The sequence below is a fragment of the Streptococcus sp. 32226D021BW genome, from assembly GCF_053545015.1.
On record NZ_JBPPVC010000001.1, the window covers coordinates 205,125 to 227,673 of the forward strand.

Below are 22,549 nucleotides of genomic sequence, written 5' to 3' on the forward strand. Positions count from 1 at the left end.
TTTTCTTAGATTTTTTTAACAAATTCTGATTTCAACTTCATGGCACCAAAACCATCGATTTTACAGTCGATATTGTGATCGCCTTCAACGATACGGATGCCTTTAACACGTGTACCTTGCTTCAAATCTTTAGGTGCACCCTTAACTTTCAAGTCTTTGATTAGTGTCACAGTATCGCCGTCCGCCAAACGATTACCGTTAGCATCAATTGCAACAGGTCCACTTTCTTCCTCAGCTACATCTGCTGGGTTCCATTCGTAAGCACACTCAGGGCAAACCAAGAGGGCACCGTCTTCATAGACATATTCAGAATTACATTTTGGGCAATTTGGTAAAGTTTCCATATTTTTTCATACTCCTTACATTTTTATCGTCTACTAGTATAGCATTTGTTGGGAAAATGGGCAAGATGAACAGGTTTTCATCAGCCATTTGAACGACGGAGTTTTTCAAGCGTTTCTTGGAAAATAGGTGGCGCTTCTGCCGTAAACTCCACCACTTCCCCAGTTCTCGGATGGGTAAATCCAAGCGTTCTGGCATGAAGAAATTGGCCATGCCCTTTGAGTGTCTTTTTAGGACCGTAGGCTTCATCACCAGCCACAGGATGACCGATATAAGCCATGTGAACACGTATTTGATGTGTCCGACCGGTTTCCAAGGTCAATTCTAGCAAGGTATAATCCCCGAAACGTTCCAAAACCTGAAAACGTGTCACAGCTTCTTTCCCTTTAGCAGTCACAGCCTGTTTCTTGCGGTCTTTCTCAGAACGCCCAATCGGTGCCTCAATCATGCCACGGTCATTTGGCAGATTGCCATGAACAATCGCCCAATATTTCCGAAGGGACTTCTTATCTTTCAACTCCGCAGCCAGCTTGGTATGAGCCTCATCATTTTTGGCAATCATGAGCAAGCCAGATGTATCCTTGTCAATCCGATGAACAATTCCTGGTCGAAGAACACCATTGATACCTGACAAATCCTTGACATGATACAAAAGCGCATTGACCAGTGTACCAGATGTGTGGCCCGCAGATGGGTGAACAACCATCCCTTGAGGTTTATTGACCACAGCCACATCCGCATCCTGATAGACAATTTCTAAGGGAATGTCTTCTGCTACATAGTCAATTTCTTCAACTTCTGGCACCTGATAGGTTAAGACATCTCCTGCCTGCACGCTATATTTGGCTTTTTTGGGCTGGCCATTGACCAAAACCTGACCATTTTTAATCTGTTCATTGGCAACTGAACGGGACAAATCTGTCAAATCCGCCAAGGCCTTGTCTAAACGAATGCCACCAATCTCAACTCTTACTTCCATTATTCTCTTCTTTCATGATACAAATAAACAAAATTCCAACACCGACAGATAAACACATATCCGCCACATTAAAAACTGGGAAACTGATAAAATCCAAGTGGAACATATCCACTACATAACCAAGACGAATTCGATCAATAAAATTCCCCAAGGCCCCAGCAATCATCAAAGCCAGACTAAATAAGGTCCATAGGTTACCCTTGATTTGCTTCACATAATACCAAATTAAACCTGTCACCGCTGTAATTGTTACAATCGTGAAAAACCACTGCTGATTTTGCAAGATAGACCAAGCCGCTCCATAATTGCGTAAATAGGCTAAACTCATAAATCCTGGAAGAAATGGCTCAACCGTGTCTAATTCAATATTGGCAACAGTCCAAGCCTTAACAAGCTGGTCAACAGCTATCAAAACAGCTGCCAGTATTGGAAATCCAAACTTTCTCATACTAACCTTTCTTCGCATCAAAATATTGATGCATCATTTCAATAAAATCTAAAGCACATTGGCTTAAGTCTCCATCAGCTCGTTTGACATAGACCATGCGATTATCGACCTGTCCTTTGATTGGAATGACCGTTATCCCGTTCACACTTTCACTATCTAAGAAACCAGATCCTGTCGCATAGGCATCGGTCCGCTCCAAAATACCATTCAAAGTTGCTCGGTCCGTTACATCAAAAGTAACAGAGGAATCTGACGTATCAATCAAATTTTCAGAATAATAGAGATATGCTTCCTTCTCTTGTGTGAATCGCACTGTCGGAAGACCAACTAAATCATTCAACTCAACCTCAGACTTGCTAGTCAAAGGATGGTCTTTCCGAATATAGATATGTGTTTGAAAGGCAATTAACTCCTCAACCTCTAACTTGAGTTTCTCTAATTTCTGCATAATGCCTTTTGTATTGCGACCATTCAGATAAATAATCCCTAGTTCGCTATATCCTTGGGCCACTTCATCCAAAATTTGAACCGTTGTCGATTCAAAAATTCGGAGATTTTTATACTGAGGATGCTCCTTTGAGAATTCTGTTATCAACGGTGGTAAAAAGTCATAGTGCTGACTGGAAATGGAAAAAATCTTTTCCCCTTCTTCAGGTTGCAAATAACGATTTTCAAATTGGTCAAAGCCCTTAACCAAGGCTTGAGCTTTTTCATAAAAATCCATTCCCTCTTTGGTTAGAAAGGTTCCTGAACTTGTTCGGTTAAAAATTTGAAAACCAACCTCTTTCTCCAAATCACGAATTGCAATGGACAGACTAGGCTGGGACACATACATTTTCTCTGCCGCCTCTCGAAAAGTACCACTGTTGGCAATAGCAACAACATACCGTAATTGTTGAATATTCATCGTCAAGTCCTTTCTCAATTCTCATCTTTCTATTATAACACAGATTAAAACCACCAGCAAAATTGCTGATGGCTAATGACTATAACTTTTTAATCATAATAAGACAGGGATTCCATTCGTCCCACAAGTTTGGAAAAACTTCTAACTTAGCAAAGCCACAAGAGTGATAAAAGCCAATCGTCTGATCATATTCTTTATAATGCCCTTGATCAACCGTCTTGACCTGTAGATAGGTAAACGATTTTCTCGCCTCTCCTTCTAATGCTTGCATCAACGCTCGTCCCAGTCCTTTTCGATGATGAGATTTTTTAACACCCATACAATGAACTTCCCCGCAAGCGTCAGAGGTGCTCGTTAGGGTTACAAATCCTATTGGCTCATCTTCGTCAAATGCGGCCCACAACGGCAGCAAACTCCCATCCTGAATATATTCTTTAGTGCTTTCAGGTAAGCCAAACCACTCAGGTAAATCTGCTAATACCGTTTTAATAATCTCAGCTTTTTCAACTGAATCACTTATTGCTACAATCTTCATTATTTTCTCCTATCGGAGGTTAATTTGCCCTAACCTCCTTACTCTTGATTCCTAGTTTTTCGAAATATCTTACTATTCCTTTCATTTGAATCGCCTCCCTTCATTCTATTATATGGTTATACTAGCATATATTGCCCCTGTCAGTCAACCTATATTAAAATGTTCAGTTTCAACTGATAACTTTTTATATAACTACAAATGCCTGACCATTTCACACCAAACCCTTGGTAAATGAAAAATGGGTATCAAAACAAAAAAACAGGCCTTCCGAAATCTCGGAAAGCCTATTGTTAAGTCATTTTCAGACTTATTTAGCGATTGGGTAAACAGATACTTGTTTCTTATCGCGACCTTTACGTTCGAAGCGTACAACGCCTTCTACTTTAGCGTAAAGAGTGTCATCTCCACCACGACCTACGTTAGCTCCTGGATAGATTTTTGTACCACGTTGGCGGTAAAGGATTGAACCACCTGATACAGTTTGGCCGTCAGCAGCTTTCGCACCAAGGCGTTTCGCTTGTGAATCACGACCGTTTGACGTTGAACCTCCACCTTTTTTGTGGGCCATAAATTGCAAGTTAGCAAGATTCAAGTTTAACATATGTTATTCCTCCGAATTTCTGAAATGATTGTTTCAAGCTACGCCTTAAGCGTTGATAGCGTTGATAACAACTTTTGTGTAAGGTTGACGGTGACCTTGTTTGCGGTGGCTACCTTTTTTAGGTTTGTACTTGAAGGTAACAACTTTTTTCTGTTTACCTTGTTTTTCAACAGTACCAACAACAGTAGCGCCTGCTACAAGTGGAGTACCCACAACAGTTTTCTCACCACCAACAAGAACTACTTCTTCGAAAGTAACTTCTTGACCTGCTTCAACGTTCAATTTTTCAACGTAGATAGCTTGACCGACTTCAACTTTAACTTGTTTGCCGCCAGTTTTAATGATTGCATATGTGCTCATTATGCACCTCCTATGATTTTTGGGCCTTGCCCGAATTTAATGTGAAGACTCGCCTAGTACCGTGGGACGAACCACTTAAACGGTATTCGTGCGGTTGCACAGGATGTGTGCATAGTCAACAGTCCTATTATAACAAAAACACCTGCAAATGCAAGTGTTTTGTATCATTTTTTTACATTTCAAAAACTTCGCTCTCCTGCTTGTTTGGCAAGAAAAGTGAAAAAATGATTCCGACAAGAGCTGGTAATAACCATGCTAATGATTGTCCTGCCAATGGCAGAGCTGAGATGATTTTTGAAACAGCAGTCCAGTTGAATTGTCCTGCTAACACTTCTACCAATGACAAAGCTGTTACTAGGCCAACTGTCAACTGCATACCGTAGGTCGAAAGCGGTACAAATTTGTTAACAATGGTAATCAAGACAATACAGATAGTGATTGGATAGAGAACCAAAAGAACTGGAACTGAGAAGGTAATGATATTATTCAAACCAAGGTTGGCAATACCAAATCCAATCAAAGTAAAGATAGTCGCATATACTTTGTAGCTAAAACGTGGGAAACGCTCAGCGAAAAATTCACCTGAAGAAACAATCAAGCCAGCCGTTGTCGTAAAGCAAGTCACAATCACCATAGCTGCCAAGAAAATTTGTGCACTTGGACCAAAAATATCCTGTGTTGCTTGCGACAGAATATACACTCCTTTATTGGTATCTGACGCTAAAACATCTGCCGGTACCGGGAAATGATTTCCAAGGAAAGCCAAACCAATATAGAGTGCTGAGAAAGCCAAGGCTACAACTAAGCCAACAGACCAAATAGTTGAAACATATTCTTTCTTGCTGGAGAAACCTAGTTGTTTTAAGGTATTGACAGCTACCACACTAAAGGCAATAGATGCAAGGGCATCAAGCGTATTGTATCCCTCAATAAATCCTGTACCAAAGGCCTGTCCAGCTGAATAGGCTTCTGCTGGTGGTATTGGACTAGTCGAACCATACTTGATGATACCTAGCACCACCAGAATCACAATCAGAACGGCAAAGACTGGTGTCAGAATACGTCCGATACTATTCAAGATTTGTGACGGATTGAGGGCAATCAGGTAGGCTGCAACAAAGTAGAGGGCTGTAAAACCGAACAACCAAATTCCAAGGTTTGCTTCACTCAACAATGGCGCAATACCAATTTCAAAGGACGTTGTAGCCGTACGGGGAATGGCAAAGAAAGGACCAATTGCCAAGTACAAGGCAACAAGATAGACCGTTGCAAAAGCTGGTGAAATCTTGCGAGAAATCTCATGCACATAACCTTTGGGGTTCAATGTTCCGACAATCAAGGCAATGACGGCAATTCCTACACCCGATACGACAAATCCTAAAATAGCTGGCCAGAAATTCTCACCAGATAAGACACCAAGTGCAGGTGGGAAAATCAAGTTTCCTGCACCAAAAAACATACCAAACAGGAGTAAACCTGTTAGCGCTCCTTTTTTCATAATAACTCCTTTGTTTTTTTCTGAAGTCTTATTATATCATACAAATTCGATTTTTCCGAACGATTCGAACTAAAAAATCCAGCAATAACTGGATTTACATGTATGTCAAAATAATTGTATGCTACAACAACTCCTCAATTAAACTATCCACTTCATCTTTCATTTCCTCTTTCGGTGTGATTTCAGTTACTATAATCCCTGCCACAGCTCGTTCCACCAAAGCTTCTATATCCATACGGGCTTCGTATTGCTCGACATTTTTGATTTTAGGGTTGGTTTTTGGACGGTCAGGGGCAAAGATGGTACAGCAATCCTCAAATGGCTGGATGGAAATGTCAAATGTATCAATTTCTTGAGCAATATCAATGATTTCCAACTTATCCATGGTAACGACTGGACGGATAACAGGTGTATTTGTCACCGCATTGATAGCCTGCATGGATTCCAAGGTCTGACTTGCCACTTGTCCTAGACTTTCACCATTGATAATAACCATGGCACCACGCTCTTCCCGTACTCGGTCTGTAATCCGCATCATGAAGCGGCGTGTCAAGGTCATCAAATAAGCTTCAGGTGCTTTTTCCTTGATCTCTTCCTGAATTTCTGTAAATGGCACTTCGATAAAGGTGATATTACCACCAAAGGCAGTCAATTTGCGAGTCAAATCATGGGCCTTTTTAAGTGCACCTGGGCTAGTATAAGGCGGACTTGCAAAGTGCAGGGCTTCGATTTCTACCCCACGTTTGAGTGCCAAATAGCCCGCAACAGGCGAATCAATACCACCTGATAGCATGAGCGTACCCTTGCCAGATGTACCAACTGGAAGACCGCCTGCCCCCTTGATTTCTTCATGGGAAATATAAGCGGCATCAGGACGAATTTCCACACGCAGAGTAATATCTGGCGACTTCATCTGTACCTGTACATTTGGAATGGCTGTGAAGACCGCATCTCCAAGGACTTGGTTAAGGTCACGGCTATCCAATTCAAAACTGTGGTCGCTACGACGCGCAGCAATCTTGAAGGTCATCCCTTCCTTGTAAATGGACTGCATTATTTCCACAACCGCTTCTTTCAAAGCTGGAACAGACTTTTCAACCTTATAAGATGGTGCGAAATTTTGGATCCCAAAAATCTTCTTCAAAGAAGCTGAAACTTCCTGATAATCCGCCCCATTCAAATAGACATGACCACGGTCACGGTCAAAATAAACGGTCACTTCTGGGTAAACAGAAAGGACATGCTTGATATTATTGCGGAGTTTGTTGACAAACCGCATCTTGTTTTTTCCTTTAGTTGACAATTCGCCATAGCGAATCATAATTTCTGAATAGTTCATACTACCTAACTTTCTGTGTATTGTGATAAATTTGTTTGAAAATGGTGAGGAATTGTTCGATTTGCCCCATGTCGTTATCATCGTCTAAACTGATACGGACGGCAGTTTGAGCCAGCTTCTGCGGTACTCCCATGGCAATCAGGGTTCCAGCCGGTTTTCCAGCCTTGGACGAGCAGGCTGAGGTGGTCGAAATATAAATCTGGTGGTCTTCAAAGGCATGGACGATGACCTCGCCTCGGATGTTCTTAATACCAAAGGTCAAAATGCTCGGTACAAAGCCATCTATTCCAGAAAAGACCGTCACGTCGTCGTATTTACCCAATTCATCTACCAAAATCTGCTTCATGGCTACAAGGCGCTTCTGGCTGTCTGTCGCCTTGTCTAGGGTCAAGCGGAGCGCCTTGGCCGTTGCAGCGATACCAGCCACATTTTCAGTTGTTGAACGTTTATCGCTTTCCTGTCCTCCTCCTGTCAATAGCGGAGCGATTTTCTTGCCTGCTTTGACATAGACGAAGCCTACTCCTCTGACAGAGTGGAATTTGTGACCTGAAAAACTGGCAAAATCAACTCGGTCTGTCAGATACCCTTCCGTCGGCACCTTGCCGATTGCCTGCACCGCATCCACATGGAAGGAGATAGTCGGCTTATCAGCTAAGAGCTGGGAGATTTCCTGAATAGGCTGAATAGCACCAATTTCATTGTTGACAACCATGATAGAAACCAGTGTGGTATCTGGACGAATCAAGCTCTCTAAGGCTGAAACATCAACAAAACCTTGGGCATTGACCGGAGCCAAATCCACCTCAAAACCTTGCGTTTTGAGCCAAAGTGCTGACTCTTTTACCGCTGGATGCTCAATAGCTGACACGATGATATGCTTGCCCAGATAGGCCTTCTCAAATGCGACACCTTTAATGACCCAGTTGTCACCTTCCGTACCACCTGAGGTGAAAAAGATTTCCTTGCTGTCCTTGCCGAGAAGCTCTCCTATTTGCTTGCGGGAAGCTTCTAAAATCCGTGTTGCCTGACTGCCAAGATTGTGGAGGCTAGAGGGATTTCCCCAGATTTTTGTCGCCACTTCCGTATAGGTCTTCAACACTTCTGGATAGACGTGAGTGGTTGCTGCGTTGTCAAAATAAATCATGTTTTCATTCCTTTTTTTGCAATAGTCCTATTTTATCACGTTTTCATGCCTTTCGCCAATCTTTAAGATAGTTTTAAACTTGGTTTTTTATGATGAACTTGGAGGATAGCACATGAAATCAACAAATAGAAAAGAACATGGTTCTGCCTTAACAAAACTACAAAAGTTTTTGACCTTTATAGGTTCGATTTTAGGGATTATTACTGCCTGTATTACCATTTATACTTTCTCAGTACCTTCTAATGCAGCCACTACTACTCCTAGCAGCTCAGTGACCACAGTATCTTCAACCAACCAAGGCTGGTCGTCTTCGATCAATCAAATAGGGAAAAACAATAGTGTGACAATCCCAAGCTCTGAAATATCGTCTCCAAATGAAGAATACAATAGCTCTACCACAGAGAACATCGGTTCTTTAAACGACACAGAAACCTCATCTAATCAAGAAATCCAAACTAGTACAACAGAAACAACGAGTAGTACAGAAAACTCTACTGAAGCGTCCACTAGTTCTTCCCAAGAATAACTAGATAAATATTTGAACAACTGCTCTTGGTTTGATATACTCAATTTAGGAGGTGCGGTATGAAATATTTTATTTTTAGAATACCTATTTTAATTTGGTTATTGCTATTTTCATTCATTGAAATCTTCCTGCTAGCATCATTTTTACCAGAACCGTTTAACACCAATTCTCTTCTTCCCATAGTTATCTTATCTAGCTGTGCAGTTAGAGTATCGAATGAAGTCAAAGAAAGAGATGGACAATACACTCCATTCAAAGAGTTATGGTGGGCGGTACTTGCTTGGATTATCTTGGGTATCCTTTTCGGATTGACTGTCCAGGCACCCCTATCAAAACACCTTGTCTTTATCATCAAAGCTATTTTGGGTGGAATATGCTACCGCCTTATTGAACGCTATACCGTCTATCGCTATCACTATTTACAGACGAAAAAAGAGTAGGTCTAAAACGGGCTATTTCCAGACCGTTTTAGTCCCACTCAACCAATGCGTCAAGTTTAACTATTTAGAAAAAAACTAGTGGGAGCGGGAAAGAGCTCGACTGGTCAAAAAAAGAATTCATCAACAAGTCCTTATTTCCAGTTGTTGAGCTGAAACAGTCTATCCCCAGACTGTTTCACTCCCACCCCCGCACAGCTCAAACTGTCTGGGAGACAGTTTGAGGTTGGAGATGAAACAAACTCTGTTCGCATCAGTCGTAATGGTCAGATTTGGAGTGTAAAACACGAACTGCTGAGATTTGCTTTGCAAATCTTATCTCCTACCTTTAACAGACTCCCAGACTGTTAAAGCCAATCAACCACTGCGCTGAGATGTTGACACAAACCCTAAGAAGCATGGTTGGTCTTTTTGCCCAGCCTCTTTTTAGTTTTCTAAAGTATTTTTCTTAGTTCATCCATATCTTCTTGGCTAGTTGACCAACTAGTTGCAAAGCGGATGATACTGTGGCTACCGTCATATTTTTCCCAGAATCCATAGGCAATTCCAGCTTCTGTCAATCTAGTCAATTCTTCATTCTTAACAATAACGAATTGCTGATTGGTCGGTGATTTGAGGTAGAATTGAAATCCTTTTTCTTTCAATATCTCTATAAGCTGCTCTGCCATTGCGATAGCATGACGCCCCAATTCAAGATACAAGTCATCAGTGAACAATCGATCAAACTGGACACCAATCAAACGTCCCTTAGCCAACAGAGCACCGTGGTGCTTGACGATGGACACAAAATTCTTCGGCTGATTATTCTTTGTAAAGACAAGGGCTTCTCCCAACAAGGCACCAAGTTTTGTCCCGCCAATGTAGAAAATATCTGTCAGCTCTGCTATAGTCTGCAAATCAAGATCCGTATCTCGTGCAGCAAGCCCATAACCCAAGCGAGCACCGTCTAAAAAGAGCGGAATATTGTGCTGCTGGCAAACTTTGGACAAGTCTTCTAACTCTGTTTTGCTATAAAGCGTACCATATTCAGTCGGGTGGGAAATATAAACCATTCCTGGATGAACCATATGAGCATGGTTAGCATCAGCATAGAAATCTTTGATGAAGTTATCAACCACATTTGCCGTTATTTTCCCTTCATGATGTGGCAATGTCAACACCTTGTGTCCAGAAAATTCAATGGCTCCAGCCTCATGTGTAGAAATATGGCCTGTATCTGCGGCAATAACACCCTCATAAGAAGCCAGCATGGAATTGATGGCAATCTGATTGGTCTGAGTACCGCCAGCCAGAAAAGTGATTTGAGCTTGAGGACAAGCGATTGCCTGACGAATTTTCTCAATAGCTGACTGAGTATAAAGATCTGTTCCATAGCCAGATAAACCTTCTTGGTTGCTAGCAACCAAAGCTTCAAGCAGGACTGGGTGGGCACCTTTGTTATAGTCATTTTCAAAATGTAACATATCATAGCCTCCTTGATATAATATAACAAAAAAGCCTGTTAATGCAGGCTTTTCACTTTAGTCCACCCTGAGGGAATCGAACCCCCATCTCAAGAACCGGAATCTTACGTGATATCCATTACACTAAGGGTGGAAAGTAAAAACTTGCACAAGGCAAGTTTTTATATAAATTACAATTCAATGTCACCGAAAAGATCAGCCATTGAGAAACCAGATTGTGTTTCTGGCAATTCGTAATCACGTTTTTCTTCACGTTTTTGACGACGTGGACGTGGAGCACGTTTTTCAGCTTTTTCTTCACCTTCAACTGCTGCTGGACGCTCTTCCAAAGCTTTGATAGAAAGTGATACACGTTCATCAGCTGCGTTTACTTCAAGAACTTTAACAGTTACTTCTTGACCTACTGACAAAGCGTCTTTTGGATTTTCAACACGTTTGTGTGAAATTTGTGAAATGTGCACCAAACCATCGATACCTGGCAATACTTCAACGAATGCACCAAAGTCAGTCAAGCGTTTTACTTTACCTTCGATTACATCACCAGCTGCCAATTTTTGCTCAACGCCATCCCATGGGCCAGGCTGTGTAGCTTTCAATGACAATGATACGCGACCTTCAACTTCGTCAATTGCAAGAACTTTAACTTCAACTTCTTCACCGACTGTTACAGCTGATTTAGGAGATACGTTACGCTCGTGTGACAATTCAGTCAAGTGTACCAAACCATCTACACCACCAAGGTCGATGAAAGCACCGAAGCTTGTGATACGTGCAACTTTACCAGTTACAACTTCACCAACTGACAATTTACCAAATACTTCAGCACGAGCTGATGCAGCTTCTGCTTCAACAACTTCACGACGTGACAAGATGAAACGGTTCTCAGCTGGATCAACTTCTTTGATTTTAGCATCAAATTCTTGACCTACGAAACGCTCAGTGTTACGAGTGAAACGGCTGTCGATCATTGAAGCTGGGATGAATCCACGAAGACCTTCAAATTCAACGGCAAGACCACCTTTAACGGCACGAGTTACTTTAACAGTAACAACTTCTTCTTCACGACCAACAAGTTTGTCCCATGCTTTGCGTGCTTCCAAACGTTTTTTAGATACAAGATAAGTAACAGTGTCTGTATCTTTACCAACAACTTGGCGAAGTACTAACAATTCAAGTGTCTCACCAACTTTAACAAGGTCGTTGATATCAGCATCACGGTCGTTAGTCAACTCACGAAGAGTCAATACGCCTTCAACACCAGTACCTGAGATAGCTACGTTTGCTTGACCAGCATCAACTGTCAAAACTTCTGCAGTTACCACATCACCAGGTGTAACTTCGCTTACACTGTTCAACAAATCTTCAAATTCGTTCATTATAAAAAAACCTCCGACAATCAGGTCTATCGACCCAACATAAAATATATTTTATTTAAGGCACACGCAAGGACAACAACAATTAGACATCTTTGACGAACTAGATTTAATCTAGTACCTTGACTGGGGTAGCTGGATTCGAACCAACGCATGAGGGAGTCAAAGTCCCTTGCCTTACCGCTTGGCGATACCCCAAAACATTTTTCTAAGATAGTATTCTGAAATGAATTCAAGCTAAACGTTGTGTAAAAAAGATAAGTTAGCAGTAAATCAAGATTTGCTGTCAACTTCCTATTTTTACTCTACGTTTGATGCCTTAGTATCTTAGACATGGAAAGAGAGGGATTCGAACCCCCGAACCCGAAGGAGCGGATTTACAGTCCGCCGCGTTTAGCCTCTTCGCTATCTTTCCATACACCAACAGTCACTATTCTAACATAAAATAGTGACTATTACAAGCCTTTTAGTGACTTAAATTATAATTTTCTATGATATTTCCGACTGCTTTTTCTAGTTTTTTATAAAAGCTTTCGGTATTGCCATTTTTGACAACAGCAAAATTATTTTCTGCCAATTCTGCAATTTCACCGATAACTTTTTTACCAATTACTAAGCGGTAACCAGCAAACTCTTCCTTATTAACCAAGACTTTACTATCTTCAATTTGAATTTCAATTTTTTTATCTTTTTTACTCATTTTCAAACCTCACTTTTACTATTCTACAAAAAAATAGAAGAGCTTGCAAGTGCAAGCCTTCTATTTTATTCCACTTCTACAATCCAGCCTTCTGGTGCTTCGATATCGCCGAACTGGATACCTGTTAATTCTTCATAGAGTTTTCGGGTAACTGGACCCACTTCTGTTTCACTGTGGAAAACGTGGAGCTTGTCTGCGATTTGGACACCACCAATAGGCGAAATCACTGCTGCCGTTCCGCAGGCTCCTGCTTCGACAAACTGGTCTAATTCTTCGACAAGGACTTCTCGCTCCACTGCCTTCATCCCCAGACGATGCTCTGCTAGATACAAGAGAGAATACTTGGTTATAGAGGGCAAGATTGACGGTGAAATCGGTGTGACAAACTCGTTATTGGCTGTGATCCCAAAAAAGTTTGCTGAACCGACTTCTTCAATCTTGGTGTGGGTAGCTGGGTCCAGGTAAATCACGTCTGAGAAGCCCTGCTTTTTAGCATATTTGCCCGGCAAGAGCGATGCTGCGTAGTTACCGCCGACCTTGGCTGCCCCTGTTCCATTTGGTGCCGCACGGTCGTACTTGTCTTGAATGAGGAAGTTGGTCGGAGCTAGACCGCCCTTGAAATAGTTACCAACTGGCATGGCAAAAACGGTGAAAATATATTCCTCTGCAGGTTTTACGCCGATGATGTCGCCAACGCCAATGAGGAGCGGGCGAAGATAGAGGGTGCCGCCAGTTCCATAGGGAGGAACGTAGTCTTCGTTGGCTTTGACCACTTCTTTGCAGGCCTTGATGAAGAGCTCCGTCGGAACAGGCTCCATGAGCAAGCGGTCAGCTGTTCGTTGTAGGCGCTCAGCGTTTTGGTCTGGACGAAAGAGCTGGAGTTTTCCCTCCTTGGTACGATAGGCTTTTAGTCCTTCAAATGCCTGTTGGCCGTAGTGGAGGGCTGGTGAGCTTTCTGAAATGTGAAGTTCCGCATCTTCAGTCAACTGCCCTTCAGACCATAGGCCGTTCTTGAAGTGAGCGATGAAACGGTAAGGCAATTTCATGTAGGCAAAACCAAGGTTTTCCCAGTCAATGTTTACTGTCATAAGTTTTCTCCAAAGGTATTTTTTATTATTTTACTACTTTTGAAAGTGATTTTCAAGAAAAATTCAGAATATTTTGGAATATAACAAGTAATCCAATCCAGCCTATCATTCTCCTCATCTACCACTATCAGTAAATTTTCCAGCAACAGTAGTCCAATCTATATCCATTCCGGATCCAAATCCTTTATTTGTCTGAAGATATCCTTCCTCATCAACTCGAAACGACCATACAATCTGCCCCTTCTCATCTATAATATCAGCATAAACTAAACCATCATCTTGATTTTTGTAACTCCTTACATTCCAACCTTGTTCGATATAGAAGTGATAATCAGGAGTTCCCATGCCAATACTAAAATTACGCCAAACCCAATCTTCTACCTCTTCACTCGTTAAATTTTTAGTATCGGTATTCAGAAAATCACCATCAGTTTTAAGATGTTCTCCCTCCTTGAGTCGCAATGTCTCCAAATCTCTATACATGCGCATTGATTGTTCTGAAGGAACAATATCATTTGGGTAGTCAAATTCTTTTCCTTCTTCAGTTGAAAATAATACTGGCTCTATATAGCTTCCATCTGAATTTATATAGACACCATATTCATACTTGATACCGACTCCGCCAATATTGCCCTGAAAAACACCGCTACTATCTTGTGATTTTAATTCATATCTATATAAGTTTTCACCCACTTCTATCAAATTACTTACTGTTGAAGCTTCCAGTTTTCCGCTTGGCAACTGTTCCTCAACTAAGCCTGAAGAATGAAAGGTACGACTATAAACTGCAATATTATTATATAAGTCATATCCATACCACGTCCCAAGCACAATCTCTGGAAAAACTGAAGTTGATGTTTTCGCAACCTCATTGGAGGCTATGAAAACTTGCAAATCCTCACCAGTCTTACCATTTGTCAGTACAAAAATTCCGTCGCTTGTCTGATAGGCATAAAAAGTAACTTTCTCATCTCCTTCACGGTTAGGCTCTGCTTTTTGCAATTCTGCTTCAGAAACATCAATTTGCACAATTAAGTCTGGTAAAACTTTTATCCTCTCCGGTTCCGTATCTGTAGCCGTTTTCGCATCCAAAATCAAATACGTTTCAACACTTTCTTTTTTATCATAGTATTTCAACCTATAGGTTCCGCGCACAGTTTTTCCTTGATTCCAAGCCAACAATTCACTGCCTGAACGATAGAGTTCAACCTCTTGATTAACCCTTAAAGAAAAACCCGCCGTCATCAAAGTGGAGGTATCCGATGCCACAAATGCATATCTGAAATTTTTCTGCCATTTTTCATATAGTTCGTCCGAGTTGTCAATATATGAAGTAGTAACAGCTGTATCATCTATATTATCTTCCTTTTTGGTTTGACAAGCTGAAAGACAGATTAGTAGCAAAATCAATAACGGAACAAATCTTTTCATATTCTCACCTCTATAAAATTTTAAAAATTATATAAATCAAACGATGATAACTCAACGATATATTCTAATTATATCATTTTACAGAAAATGCTCAAATAATTTATGTAATAGAAAAACCCGCCTGAGCGGGTTCATTTCTTCATTTGTCAGTACCAACCACTCAGCTGGTGAAGCCATTCCTCAAAAGCAGGAAAGAGATTCATAGCAAGCAATGTCAAAACCATGACTACTATCAGAATCAGGAGTACAAGGTATTTCTTCTTCACTGGCTTCTCCTATTTCACCCAGGCCGATAACACTTCCTCATCAGAAATGGTTTCCGAGATAAAGCTGCCGTTGCTGGTGCGTTCAGACAGGCTAAGCTGGGTCACATCGACTTCGTAAACCTTAGCCGCTTTCGATGTCACCTGTAAAATCTGGCTACTTGTTTCTTCCTCGCTAGCTGTGCTAAAGAGGTCAAAATCACCCTGATCCGTCAAAACAGGCCCTGCCGCAAAGACACGGTGAGGCTTAGCCTTGAGTTCGCGAAGGACCTGCAAACCACGCTTGGCACGACTGGTCACAGGGATTTCCTCCGTCGCCATTCGTTTAAGACTACCGCGCTGGGTCAGGAGATAGACAGAGCTGGTGTTGCTGATAAAGGCCGCAGCCACCACATCTTCGTCCTTGAGGTTGACCGCCTTGACACCAGCCGCCTTGGCGCCGATAATCGGCACTTCTTCGATGTTAAATCGCAGAGCGTAGCCCTTTTCTGTGATGAGCATGATGTCATCCAAGACTACAGGCGATATGGTAATAACCACATCATCCGCATCTTTAAGTTTGGCATACTTGGTTGACTTGGACTTGTAAGTCCGCCAAGGAGCAAACTCCTTCCGCTCCACACGCTTGATTTGACCGTATTTGGTCACCGCGAAATAAGTCCCCTCTTCAAAATTCTCTACCAATTCAGCGAAGATAATCTCTTCATTGGTATCAAAGTTCATGAGAGTCTGGCTCAGGTGTTCACCAATGTCCTTCCAGCGAATATCTGTCAGTTCATGGACAGGCCGGTAGATGACATTTCCAAGATTGGTAAAGAGCAAGAGGTGCTGGGTTGTCTTAGCATTCTGCAAGAAAATCAGCTGGTCATCCTCTCGTTTGCCCATTTCTTCAACCGTTGAAGCACCGAAAGAACGCGGACTGGTTCGTTTGATATAACCTGCTTTGGTTACGCTGACAAAGGTTTCTTCTTCGACAATCAAGCTGGCGGTGTCAATCTCAATCGTTTCTGCCTGATCCTGCAATTCACTCAAACGAGGATTGCCAAACTGCTTCTTGACCTCACGCAGTTCCTTCTTCATAAGATTGAACATGGTCCGCTCATCGCCGATAATAGTTGCCAAGGTCTGAATCTGCTCGCGTAGGGCTGCTTCTTCATTTTCCAAGGTCACAATGTCGGTATTGGTCAAGCGGTAGAGTTGCAAGGTCACGATAGCTTCTGCCTGTTCCTCGCTGAAATCATAGCTGACTTTCAAGTTTTCCTTAGCATCCGCCTTGTTTTCAGAAGCACGAATAAGGGCAATAACCTCGTCCAAAATGGAAATGACACGGATCAAACCTTCTACGATATGGAGACGTTTCTCTGCCTTTTCCTTGTCGAACTTAGAACGAGCAATGATAATCTCACGGCGGTGGGCAATATAGCTAGATAGAATCTTCTGCAAGCCGACCTGACGCGGTGTGAAATTATCAATCGCCACCATGTTGAAGTTGTAATTGATTTGCAAGTCGGTGTACTTGTAGAGGTAGTTGAGAATGGTTTGCTCATCGCTATCTTTTTTCAGCTCAATGGCAATCCGCAGACCTGTCCGGTCTGACTCATCACGCACCTCGGCAATACCAGGCACCTTGTTGTTAACACGGACATCATCAATCTTCTTAACCAGAACAGCCTTGTTGACCTCGTAAGGAATCTCGGTAATGACAATCTGTTTCTTACCTGCCTTGAGTTGTTCAATTTCACAACGGCTACGGACAACGACACGTCCCTTACCAGTTTCATAGGCTTTCTTGATTTCGTCAGCCCCTTGGATAATGGCACCTGTTGGGAAGTCTGGTCCAGGCAAGAACTCCATCAGCTTTTCTAACTTAGCTGTCGGATGATCAATCACGTAAACAACGGCATCGATGACCTCCGCCAGATTATGTGGCGGGATGTCAGTCGCGTACCCAGCTGAAATTCCTGTCGCTCCATTGACTAAGAGATTAGGGAAGGCAGCTGGTAGCACAGTGGGTTCTTTTTCCGTATCGTCAAAGTTCCATGCAAATGGTACCGTCTTTTTCTCGATGTCAGCCAGCAGATAACCAGCCATTTCCGACAGGCGAGCCTCGGTGTAACGCATAGCCGCAGGCGGATCGCCGTCCATGGAACCGTTGTTTCCGTGCATCTCCACCAAAATCTCGCGGTTCTTCCAGTCCTGACTCATGCGGACCATGGCATCATAAATAGAGGAATCACCGTGCGGGTGGAAATTCCCCATGATATTTCCGACTGACTTGGCAGACTTGCGGTAGCCCTTGTCAAAAGTATTGCCATCCTTATTCATGGAATAAAGAATCCGACGTTGCACGGGCTTTAGACCGTCACGAATGTCCGGCAGGGCCCTCTCCTGAATAATGTATTTGGAGTAGCGACCAAAACGCTCTCCCATGATGTCCTCCAGGGACATGTTTTGAATGTTAGACATAAATTAAGATACAAAGGGACGATTCAGTCCCGTGTTCAGTTAGACAAACTAGCTGAACATTCCTTTCTTTGTTTCTTGGTGGGTAGTAAAATTTTCTTTCTTTTTTACTTTTTTGATAATCACCTTAAGTAGTGAGAACGGAAGAGACCTTAAATAGCAATTTCTATTGCTATATCCTTAGCTAAACATTAGTTCTTTACCTAAGTTCTCTGATAAAAGAAAGCAATCATATCCCCTACTCTATCATAAAGATTATCATCAACATATGCTAATTTCTCAATTTCTAGTTCCTCATCATCAATCAAATTTTCTTGATAAGCTTGAGCATATTCACCACACGATTTTAGATAATCCATTATTAAAACTAACTCTTGCTTCTGTTGAGAAGAAAGGACTTTTCCTTTATAGAGAGTCTCCTTTATGAATCGACAGTAGTTTGAGTGCTCTTCACACCAATTGACATTGCCATTTGCTTGAGCTTCCCAGCGAAGTTTTTCTAATTGTCGAAGTAATTCACCTTGTAAAGTAGAAGAAATCCCGTATTTAGGCACATCTGCTCGCCAAATTGAACGTAGAACCTCTGTGTGCTGAGAAGCATACGGAACTTGTTTAAGTTGCTCAATAGTTGGCTTTTTTCTTAAAAACTTTATCATAGCTACTCTTCTGCCTTCCACTGACTTGCTTGCCAGTTCCTATACTCATCTACATCTGACTTGACTAATTTGAGGCAGGCATTGAGCACAAAGGCATCATCTAATAAACCAGGACCAAAGAGGAAATCAGGCAGCGCATCCAAAGGGCTAAAGAAATAAATCAAGGCACCAATGGTTGCCAGAATGGCCCCTTTAGGAAGAGCCGTATAGTCTCGCCTGACATAACTTCGAATCATGGAAATCATACCTGGAATGGCTGAAAACTTATCCCCACCGAACGGCAAACGTGCCAATTTCTTCTCGATATCTTGCAGAAAATGTTCCAATTTTCCTTGGTCTGACAGTAAGACCTCTGCCCGTTCTCTGGTCTTGGACGATTTCCAAGATTCAAGCGCCTGGTCAAACTTTTCTTCCAATTCCTGTTTGTTTCTAAATGGCTTACGCTTTCGAGCCCATTCAGTAAACTGTTTTTGAAAACGGTCAGTTAATTTTACTCTTAGTGGCATAAAACACCTCATTTTCTGCTTAAATGTAATCTTAGTAAGCCAATATTTCTTTTAATCTACTGTAAGCTTTTTCTATTTTAGGGAAGTAATGATTGATAAACTTTTCATAAAATAGCAACTTTTCAAAGTCATCAATAGTATAATCTGCCAGCATATTCAGGCTTAGAATAAAGTCATCATAAGTTGAAATAACTTTTGGTGGAATAAATTTCTTATCAAGCAATACTATTTGAAACTCTGGAATATCTTCAATAAAGCCAAAAATGACATCTTCGTCATATTCACCACATTTAATAGCATCATAAACAGAACTGAATGCACTTTCAAATTCATCTAATGTTTGAAAAAATATTGGATATGCAGATTGCAAAGAGATTAGATTAGATAATCTAGTTTGTTCCACTAACTTATTCACTTCTCTCAAATCTTCTTCGATTTTTTGTTGAGTTTGAATCAAGTCTTTTTGACTATTTGTAAGCTGGGAGATATTGGTACTAATTGACTCTTGTATGTTTTCTAATCTCTTTTGACGTTCATCTAGTTCAATTTTATCCTGTTTAGAAGTCCATATTGCAAAAGTAACTGGTATTATTACTCCCAATAGGCTTCCTACATACCCTAACCAGTCAGCAGCTAATGTTTCAAACAAACCCCAATTGAAGAAATCACTCAAGAAACATACTAAAGTTAATATGAAAATAGTAATTATTGAAAAAATAGCTAGTTTTCTCATAAGATACCGACTTTCGATTTCTAAAACACCGTATTCTCCTCCAATGTAAACTTAACATTGTCTTCAATCCACTTGCGGCGTGGCTCGACCTTGTCGCCCATGAGGACGGATACACGGCGTTCAGCACGGGCTAGGTCTTCAATGGTGACACGAATAAGGGTACGGGTTTCAGGGTTCATGGTTGTTTCCCAGAGCTGATCGGCATTCATCTCACCAAGTCCCTTATAGCGTTGGAGGATAAAGCCCTTGCCAAAATCCTTGCGGAGATCTTCTAATTCTCCGTCAGACCAAGCATAAGCAATCTTTTCTGTCTTGCCCTTGCCTTTTGACATCTTGTAGAGGGGTGGAAGGGCGATGTAAACCCGTCCTGCTTCTACCAATGGTCGCATGTAGCGATAGAAGAAAGTCAGCAAGAGGGTCTGAATGTGAGCACCGTCCGTATCCGCATCGGTCATGATAATAATCTTGTCATAGTTGACATCTTCCAGCGTAAAGTCTGAGCCAACACCTGCACCAATGGTGTAAATCATGGTGTTGATTTCTTCATTTTTGAGGATGTCCGCCATTTTAGCCTTAGCTGTGTTGATCACCTTACCACGCAAAGGTAGAATGGCTTGGAACTTGCGGTCACGGCCCTGTTTGGCAGAGCCTCCAGCTGAATCTCCCTCGACCAGATAGAGTTCGTTTTTGGCTGGATTTTTAGACTGGGCTGGAGTTAATTTTCCTGATAGGAGGCCCTTGTCCTTCTTGTTTTTCTTACCGTTTCGGGATTCGTCACGGGCCTTACGAGCGGCTTCGCGGGCGTCACGGGCCTTAATGGCCTTGCGGACTAGATTAGATGCTAGCTCGCCATTTTCCAAAAGGAAGAAAGTCAGCTTATCCGATACAATGCCGTCCACCACAGGTCGTGCCAAGGGGCTTCCCAGCTTGTCCTTGGTCTGCCCTTCAAACTGCAAGTGCTCTTCTGGTACAAGGATAGAAAGGACCGCAGACAGACCTTCACGGTAGTCAGAGCCTTCCAAGTTCTTGTCCTTTTCCTTGAGCAAGTTGGTCTTGCGGGCGTAGTCGTTCATAGCCTTGGTAATGGCTAGTTTGAGACCTGTTTCGTGGGTACCGCCGTCCTTAGTCCGAACGTTGTTAACGAAGGACAGGATGTTGTCTGAATAACCGTCGTTGTACTGCATGGCCACTTGGACCTGGAATCCTGCATCTTCTCCTTCAAAATAGAGGACAGGTGTCAGAGTTTCCTTGTCTTCGTTGAGGTAGGATACAAAGTCCTGGACACCATTTTCGTAGTGGTACTCCTCCTGCTCACCCGTCCGCTCATCTGTCAAGGTCATGGTGACTTGTTTGAGCAAGAAGGCTGATTCTTTCAGGCGTTCGGCAATGGTGTTGAACTTGAAATCGGTCGTTGAGAAAATGGTGTCGTCAGGCATAAAGGTAACTTTTGTACCTGTTTTTGATTTTGGAGCGGTACCAATCTTCTCTAAAGTCGTAACTGGCTTTCCGCCCTGCTCAAACCGTTGCTTGTAAACAGCACCATCACGGGTAATCTCAACTTCCAGCCAGCTGGACAGGGCATTGACCACCGAGGAACCAACCCCGTGGAGACCACCTGAAGTCTTGTAGCCACCTTGACCGAACTTACCACCTGCGTGGAGAACGGTGAAGATGACTTCGACGGTTGGCTTGCCTGTAGCGTGCATACCGACTGGCATCCCACGTCCACGGTCGGAAACAGACAGGCTACCGTCCTTGTTAATAGTCACGTCAATCCGATCACCAAATCCTGACAGGGCCTCATCGACAGCGTTATCGACAATCTCCCAGACCATGTGGTGCAAGCCATTTCCGTCTGTGGAGCCGATGTACATACCAGGGCGTTTGCGAACGGCATCTAGCCCTTCCAGTACCTGAATGGCATCGTCATTATAGTTATTTATGTTAATCTCTTTCTTAGCCAAAACTGACCTCCATACTTCTCATCCTTACTATATTACAAGTTTTTGGACATTTTTGCAAAATTTTTCTGTCGCCTATCGGCTGAGACAACTCACAAAATAAGATTTTGGACTAAATGAGATGAAAATATGCTATAATGAAAACATGTTAGTCAATCTTATTTTACTATTTATTGCATATTTATTGGGATCTATCCCGTCAGGACTTTGGATTGGTCAGGCCTTTTTCAAAATCAATATCCGCGAACATGGTTCAGGCAATACAGGAACCACCAATACCTTCCGTATTCTTGGCAAAAAAGCGGGCACCGTGGTCTTCCTGATTGATTTCCTCAAGGGAACCTTGGCAGCCTTGCTTCCCATCATCTTTCATGCCCAAGGAATTTCTCCAATTGTATTTGGGCTGCTGGCCGTTTTAGGGCATACCTTCCCTATCTTTGCCGAATTCAAAGGCGGTAAGGCGGTTGCAACATCTGCTGGCATGTTGTTGGGTGTCGCACCTGCTTTCTGCCTCTATCTCGTTCTAATCTTTGCCAGTTCACTCTACTTGACGTCCATGGTTTCCTTCTCAAGTGTCTTGGCAGCAGCCTTAGCCATCTTAGGAGCTCTGCTATTTCCAGCAATAGGAATCATCCTGCCAAGCTATGAATGGCTCTTTACAATTATCATTGTCTTTTTAGGACTTTTTGTCATCGTTCGACACAAGGAAAATATCCAACGGATTTTGAAAAAAGAAGAAAATTTAGTTCCATTCGGCCTCAATCTAACCAAACAGAAAAAGCGAGTTTGAATCACT

The 22,549-nt window shown here is 42.2% G+C and carries 23 protein-coding genes, 3 tRNA genes and 1 other annotated feature; of the genes, 3 read left to right on the top strand and 23 right to left on the bottom strand.

Features of this window, described 5'->3' with window-relative positions:
* Positions 1-5 precede the first annotated feature (5 nt).
* The 10 genes from ACEE44_RS01110 to ACEE44_RS01155 all read right to left on the bottom strand — a co-directional run bounded on the left by ACEE44_RS01110 (position 6) and on the right by ACEE44_RS01155 (position 8,153).
* Positions 6-344: a zinc ribbon domain-containing protein YjdM gene (locus tag ACEE44_RS01110; RefSeq protein ID WP_012775074.1), complete on the bottom strand. Its 339-nt coding sequence runs from the start codon at positions 342-344 to the stop codon at positions 6-8.
* A gap of 80 nt (positions 345-424) precedes the next feature.
* Positions 425-1,321 carry an RluA family pseudouridine synthase gene (locus tag ACEE44_RS01115; protein ID WP_449170953.1) on the bottom strand — a complete coding sequence of 299 codons (897 nt, stop codon included), beginning with the start codon at positions 1,319-1,321 and terminating at the stop codon, positions 425-427.
* Positions 1,305-1,769, bottom strand: coding sequence for a signal peptidase II (gene lspA, locus ACEE44_RS01120; RefSeq protein WP_029998820.1), 465 nt, complete (start codon positions 1,767-1,769; stop codon positions 1,305-1,307). Before lspA ends, ACEE44_RS01115 begins: the two co-directional genes overlap by 17 nt.
* 1 nt (position 1,770) lies before the next feature.
* Positions 1,771-2,676, bottom strand: a complete 906-nt coding sequence (locus tag ACEE44_RS01125; RefSeq protein ID WP_029998818.1) for a LysR family transcriptional regulator — start codon at positions 2,674-2,676, stop codon at positions 1,771-1,773.
* A 79-nt stretch (positions 2,677-2,755) separates the two neighbouring features.
* Positions 2,756-3,211, bottom strand: a complete 456-nt coding sequence (locus ACEE44_RS01130) for a GNAT family N-acetyltransferase (RefSeq protein ID WP_029998816.1) — start codon at positions 3,209-3,211, stop codon at positions 2,756-2,758.
* A gap of 307 nt (positions 3,212-3,518) precedes the next feature.
* Positions 3,519-3,812 carry a 50S ribosomal protein L27 gene (rpmA, locus tag ACEE44_RS01135; RefSeq protein WP_009909754.1) on the bottom strand — a complete coding sequence of 98 codons (294 nt, stop codon included), beginning with the start codon at positions 3,810-3,812 and terminating at the stop codon, positions 3,519-3,521.
* A gap of 45 nt (positions 3,813-3,857) precedes the next feature.
* Positions 3,858-4,172, bottom strand: a complete 315-nt coding sequence (gene rplU / locus ACEE44_RS01140) for a 50S ribosomal protein L21 (protein WP_002941330.1) — start codon at positions 4,170-4,172, stop codon at positions 3,858-3,860.
* Between the two features lie 35 nt (positions 4,173-4,207).
* Positions 4,208-4,278: a sequence feature (ribosomal protein L21 leader region), on the bottom strand.
* Positions 4,279-4,344: 66 nt separating this feature from the next.
* Positions 4,345-5,673: a branched-chain amino acid transport system II carrier protein gene (brnQ, locus tag ACEE44_RS01145; RefSeq protein WP_032534425.1), complete on the bottom strand. Its 1,329-nt coding sequence runs from the start codon at positions 5,671-5,673 to the stop codon at positions 4,345-4,347.
* Between the two features lie 118 nt (positions 5,674-5,791).
* On the bottom strand, positions 5,792-7,009 hold the full coding sequence (thiI, locus tag ACEE44_RS01150) for a tRNA uracil 4-sulfurtransferase ThiI (protein ID WP_449170954.1): 1,218 nt from the start codon (positions 7,007-7,009) through the stop codon (positions 5,792-5,794).
* Position 7,010: 1 nt separating this feature from the next.
* A complete protein-coding gene (locus ACEE44_RS01155) occupies positions 7,011-8,153 on the bottom strand; it encodes a cysteine desulfurase family protein (RefSeq protein ID WP_449170955.1) in 1,143 nt (380 codons plus the stop codon).
* A 112-nt stretch (positions 8,154-8,265) separates the two neighbouring features.
* On the opposite strand from ACEE44_RS01155, the gene ACEE44_RS01160 reads away from it, so the two are divergent.
* Both ACEE44_RS01160 and ACEE44_RS01165 read left to right on the top strand, forming a co-directional pair.
* Positions 8,266-8,679: a DUF6556 family protein gene (locus tag ACEE44_RS01160; protein WP_449170956.1), complete on the top strand. Its 414-nt coding sequence runs from the start codon at positions 8,266-8,268 to the stop codon at positions 8,677-8,679.
* 59 nt (positions 8,680-8,738) lie between these two features.
* A complete protein-coding gene (locus ACEE44_RS01165) occupies positions 8,739-9,119 on the top strand; it encodes a hypothetical protein (protein ID WP_449170957.1) in 381 nt (126 codons plus the stop codon).
* 431 nt (positions 9,120-9,550) lie between these two features.
* Here the strand turns inward: ACEE44_RS01165 and ACEE44_RS01170 are convergent, their stop codons facing one another.
* From ACEE44_RS01170 to parE, 13 genes are all read right to left on the bottom strand, one after another.
* Entirely contained in the window at positions 9,551-10,579 is a 1,029-nt protein-coding gene (locus ACEE44_RS01170; protein ID WP_449170958.1) for a threonine aldolase family protein, read from the bottom strand.
* A 61-nt stretch (positions 10,580-10,640) separates the two neighbouring features.
* Positions 10,641-10,712: transfer RNA gene (locus tag ACEE44_RS01175), tRNA-Arg, on the bottom strand.
* Positions 10,713-10,749: 37 nt separating this feature from the next.
* Entirely contained in the window at positions 10,750-11,955 is a 1,206-nt protein-coding gene (gene rpsA / locus ACEE44_RS01180; RefSeq protein ID WP_449170959.1) for a 30S ribosomal protein S1, read from the bottom strand.
* Positions 11,956-12,078: 123 nt separating this feature from the next.
* A tRNA-Gln gene (locus ACEE44_RS01185) sits at positions 12,079-12,150 on the bottom strand.
* Between the two features lie 136 nt (positions 12,151-12,286).
* A tRNA-Tyr gene (locus ACEE44_RS01190) sits at positions 12,287-12,367 on the bottom strand.
* Between the two features lie 51 nt (positions 12,368-12,418).
* Positions 12,419-12,652 (bottom strand): DUF2969 domain-containing protein, encoded by a 234-nt coding sequence (locus ACEE44_RS01195; protein WP_099806657.1) that lies wholly within the window; start codon positions 12,650-12,652, stop codon positions 12,419-12,421.
* Positions 12,653-12,717: 65 nt separating this feature from the next.
* Positions 12,718-13,740: a branched-chain amino acid aminotransferase gene (locus tag ACEE44_RS01200; protein ID WP_449170960.1), complete on the bottom strand. Its 1,023-nt coding sequence runs from the start codon at positions 13,738-13,740 to the stop codon at positions 12,718-12,720.
* A gap of 114 nt (positions 13,741-13,854) precedes the next feature.
* Positions 13,855-15,171 carry a hypothetical protein gene (locus ACEE44_RS01205; RefSeq protein WP_449170961.1) on the bottom strand — a complete coding sequence of 439 codons (1,317 nt, stop codon included), beginning with the start codon at positions 15,169-15,171 and terminating at the stop codon, positions 13,855-13,857.
* 275 nt (positions 15,172-15,446) lie between these two features.
* Positions 15,447-17,900 carry a DNA topoisomerase IV subunit A gene (gene parC, locus ACEE44_RS01210; RefSeq protein WP_449170962.1) on the bottom strand — a complete coding sequence of 818 codons (2,454 nt, stop codon included), beginning with the start codon at positions 17,898-17,900 and terminating at the stop codon, positions 15,447-15,449.
* A gap of 200 nt (positions 17,901-18,100) precedes the next feature.
* Entirely contained in the window at positions 18,101-18,553 is a 453-nt protein-coding gene (locus tag ACEE44_RS01215; RefSeq protein ID WP_248028048.1) for a hypothetical protein, read from the bottom strand.
* A gap of 2 nt (positions 18,554-18,555) precedes the next feature.
* Positions 18,556-19,059 (bottom strand): YkvA family protein, encoded by a 504-nt coding sequence (locus ACEE44_RS01220; protein WP_449170963.1) that lies wholly within the window; start codon positions 19,057-19,059, stop codon positions 18,556-18,558.
* A 31-nt stretch (positions 19,060-19,090) separates the two neighbouring features.
* Positions 19,091-19,792, bottom strand: a complete 702-nt coding sequence (locus tag ACEE44_RS01225) for a hypothetical protein (protein WP_449170964.1) — start codon at positions 19,790-19,792, stop codon at positions 19,091-19,093.
* 20 nt (positions 19,793-19,812) lie between these two features.
* Positions 19,813-21,756, bottom strand: coding sequence for a DNA topoisomerase IV subunit B (gene parE, locus ACEE44_RS01230; protein ID WP_449170965.1), 1,944 nt, complete (start codon positions 21,754-21,756; stop codon positions 19,813-19,815).
* Between the two features lie 142 nt (positions 21,757-21,898).
* Between parE and plsY the strand changes: the two genes are divergently transcribed.
* On the top strand, positions 21,899-22,543 hold the full coding sequence (gene plsY, locus ACEE44_RS01235; RefSeq protein WP_449170966.1) for a glycerol-3-phosphate 1-O-acyltransferase PlsY: 645 nt from the start codon (positions 21,899-21,901) through the stop codon (positions 22,541-22,543).
* Positions 22,544-22,549: the final 6 nt, after the last annotated feature.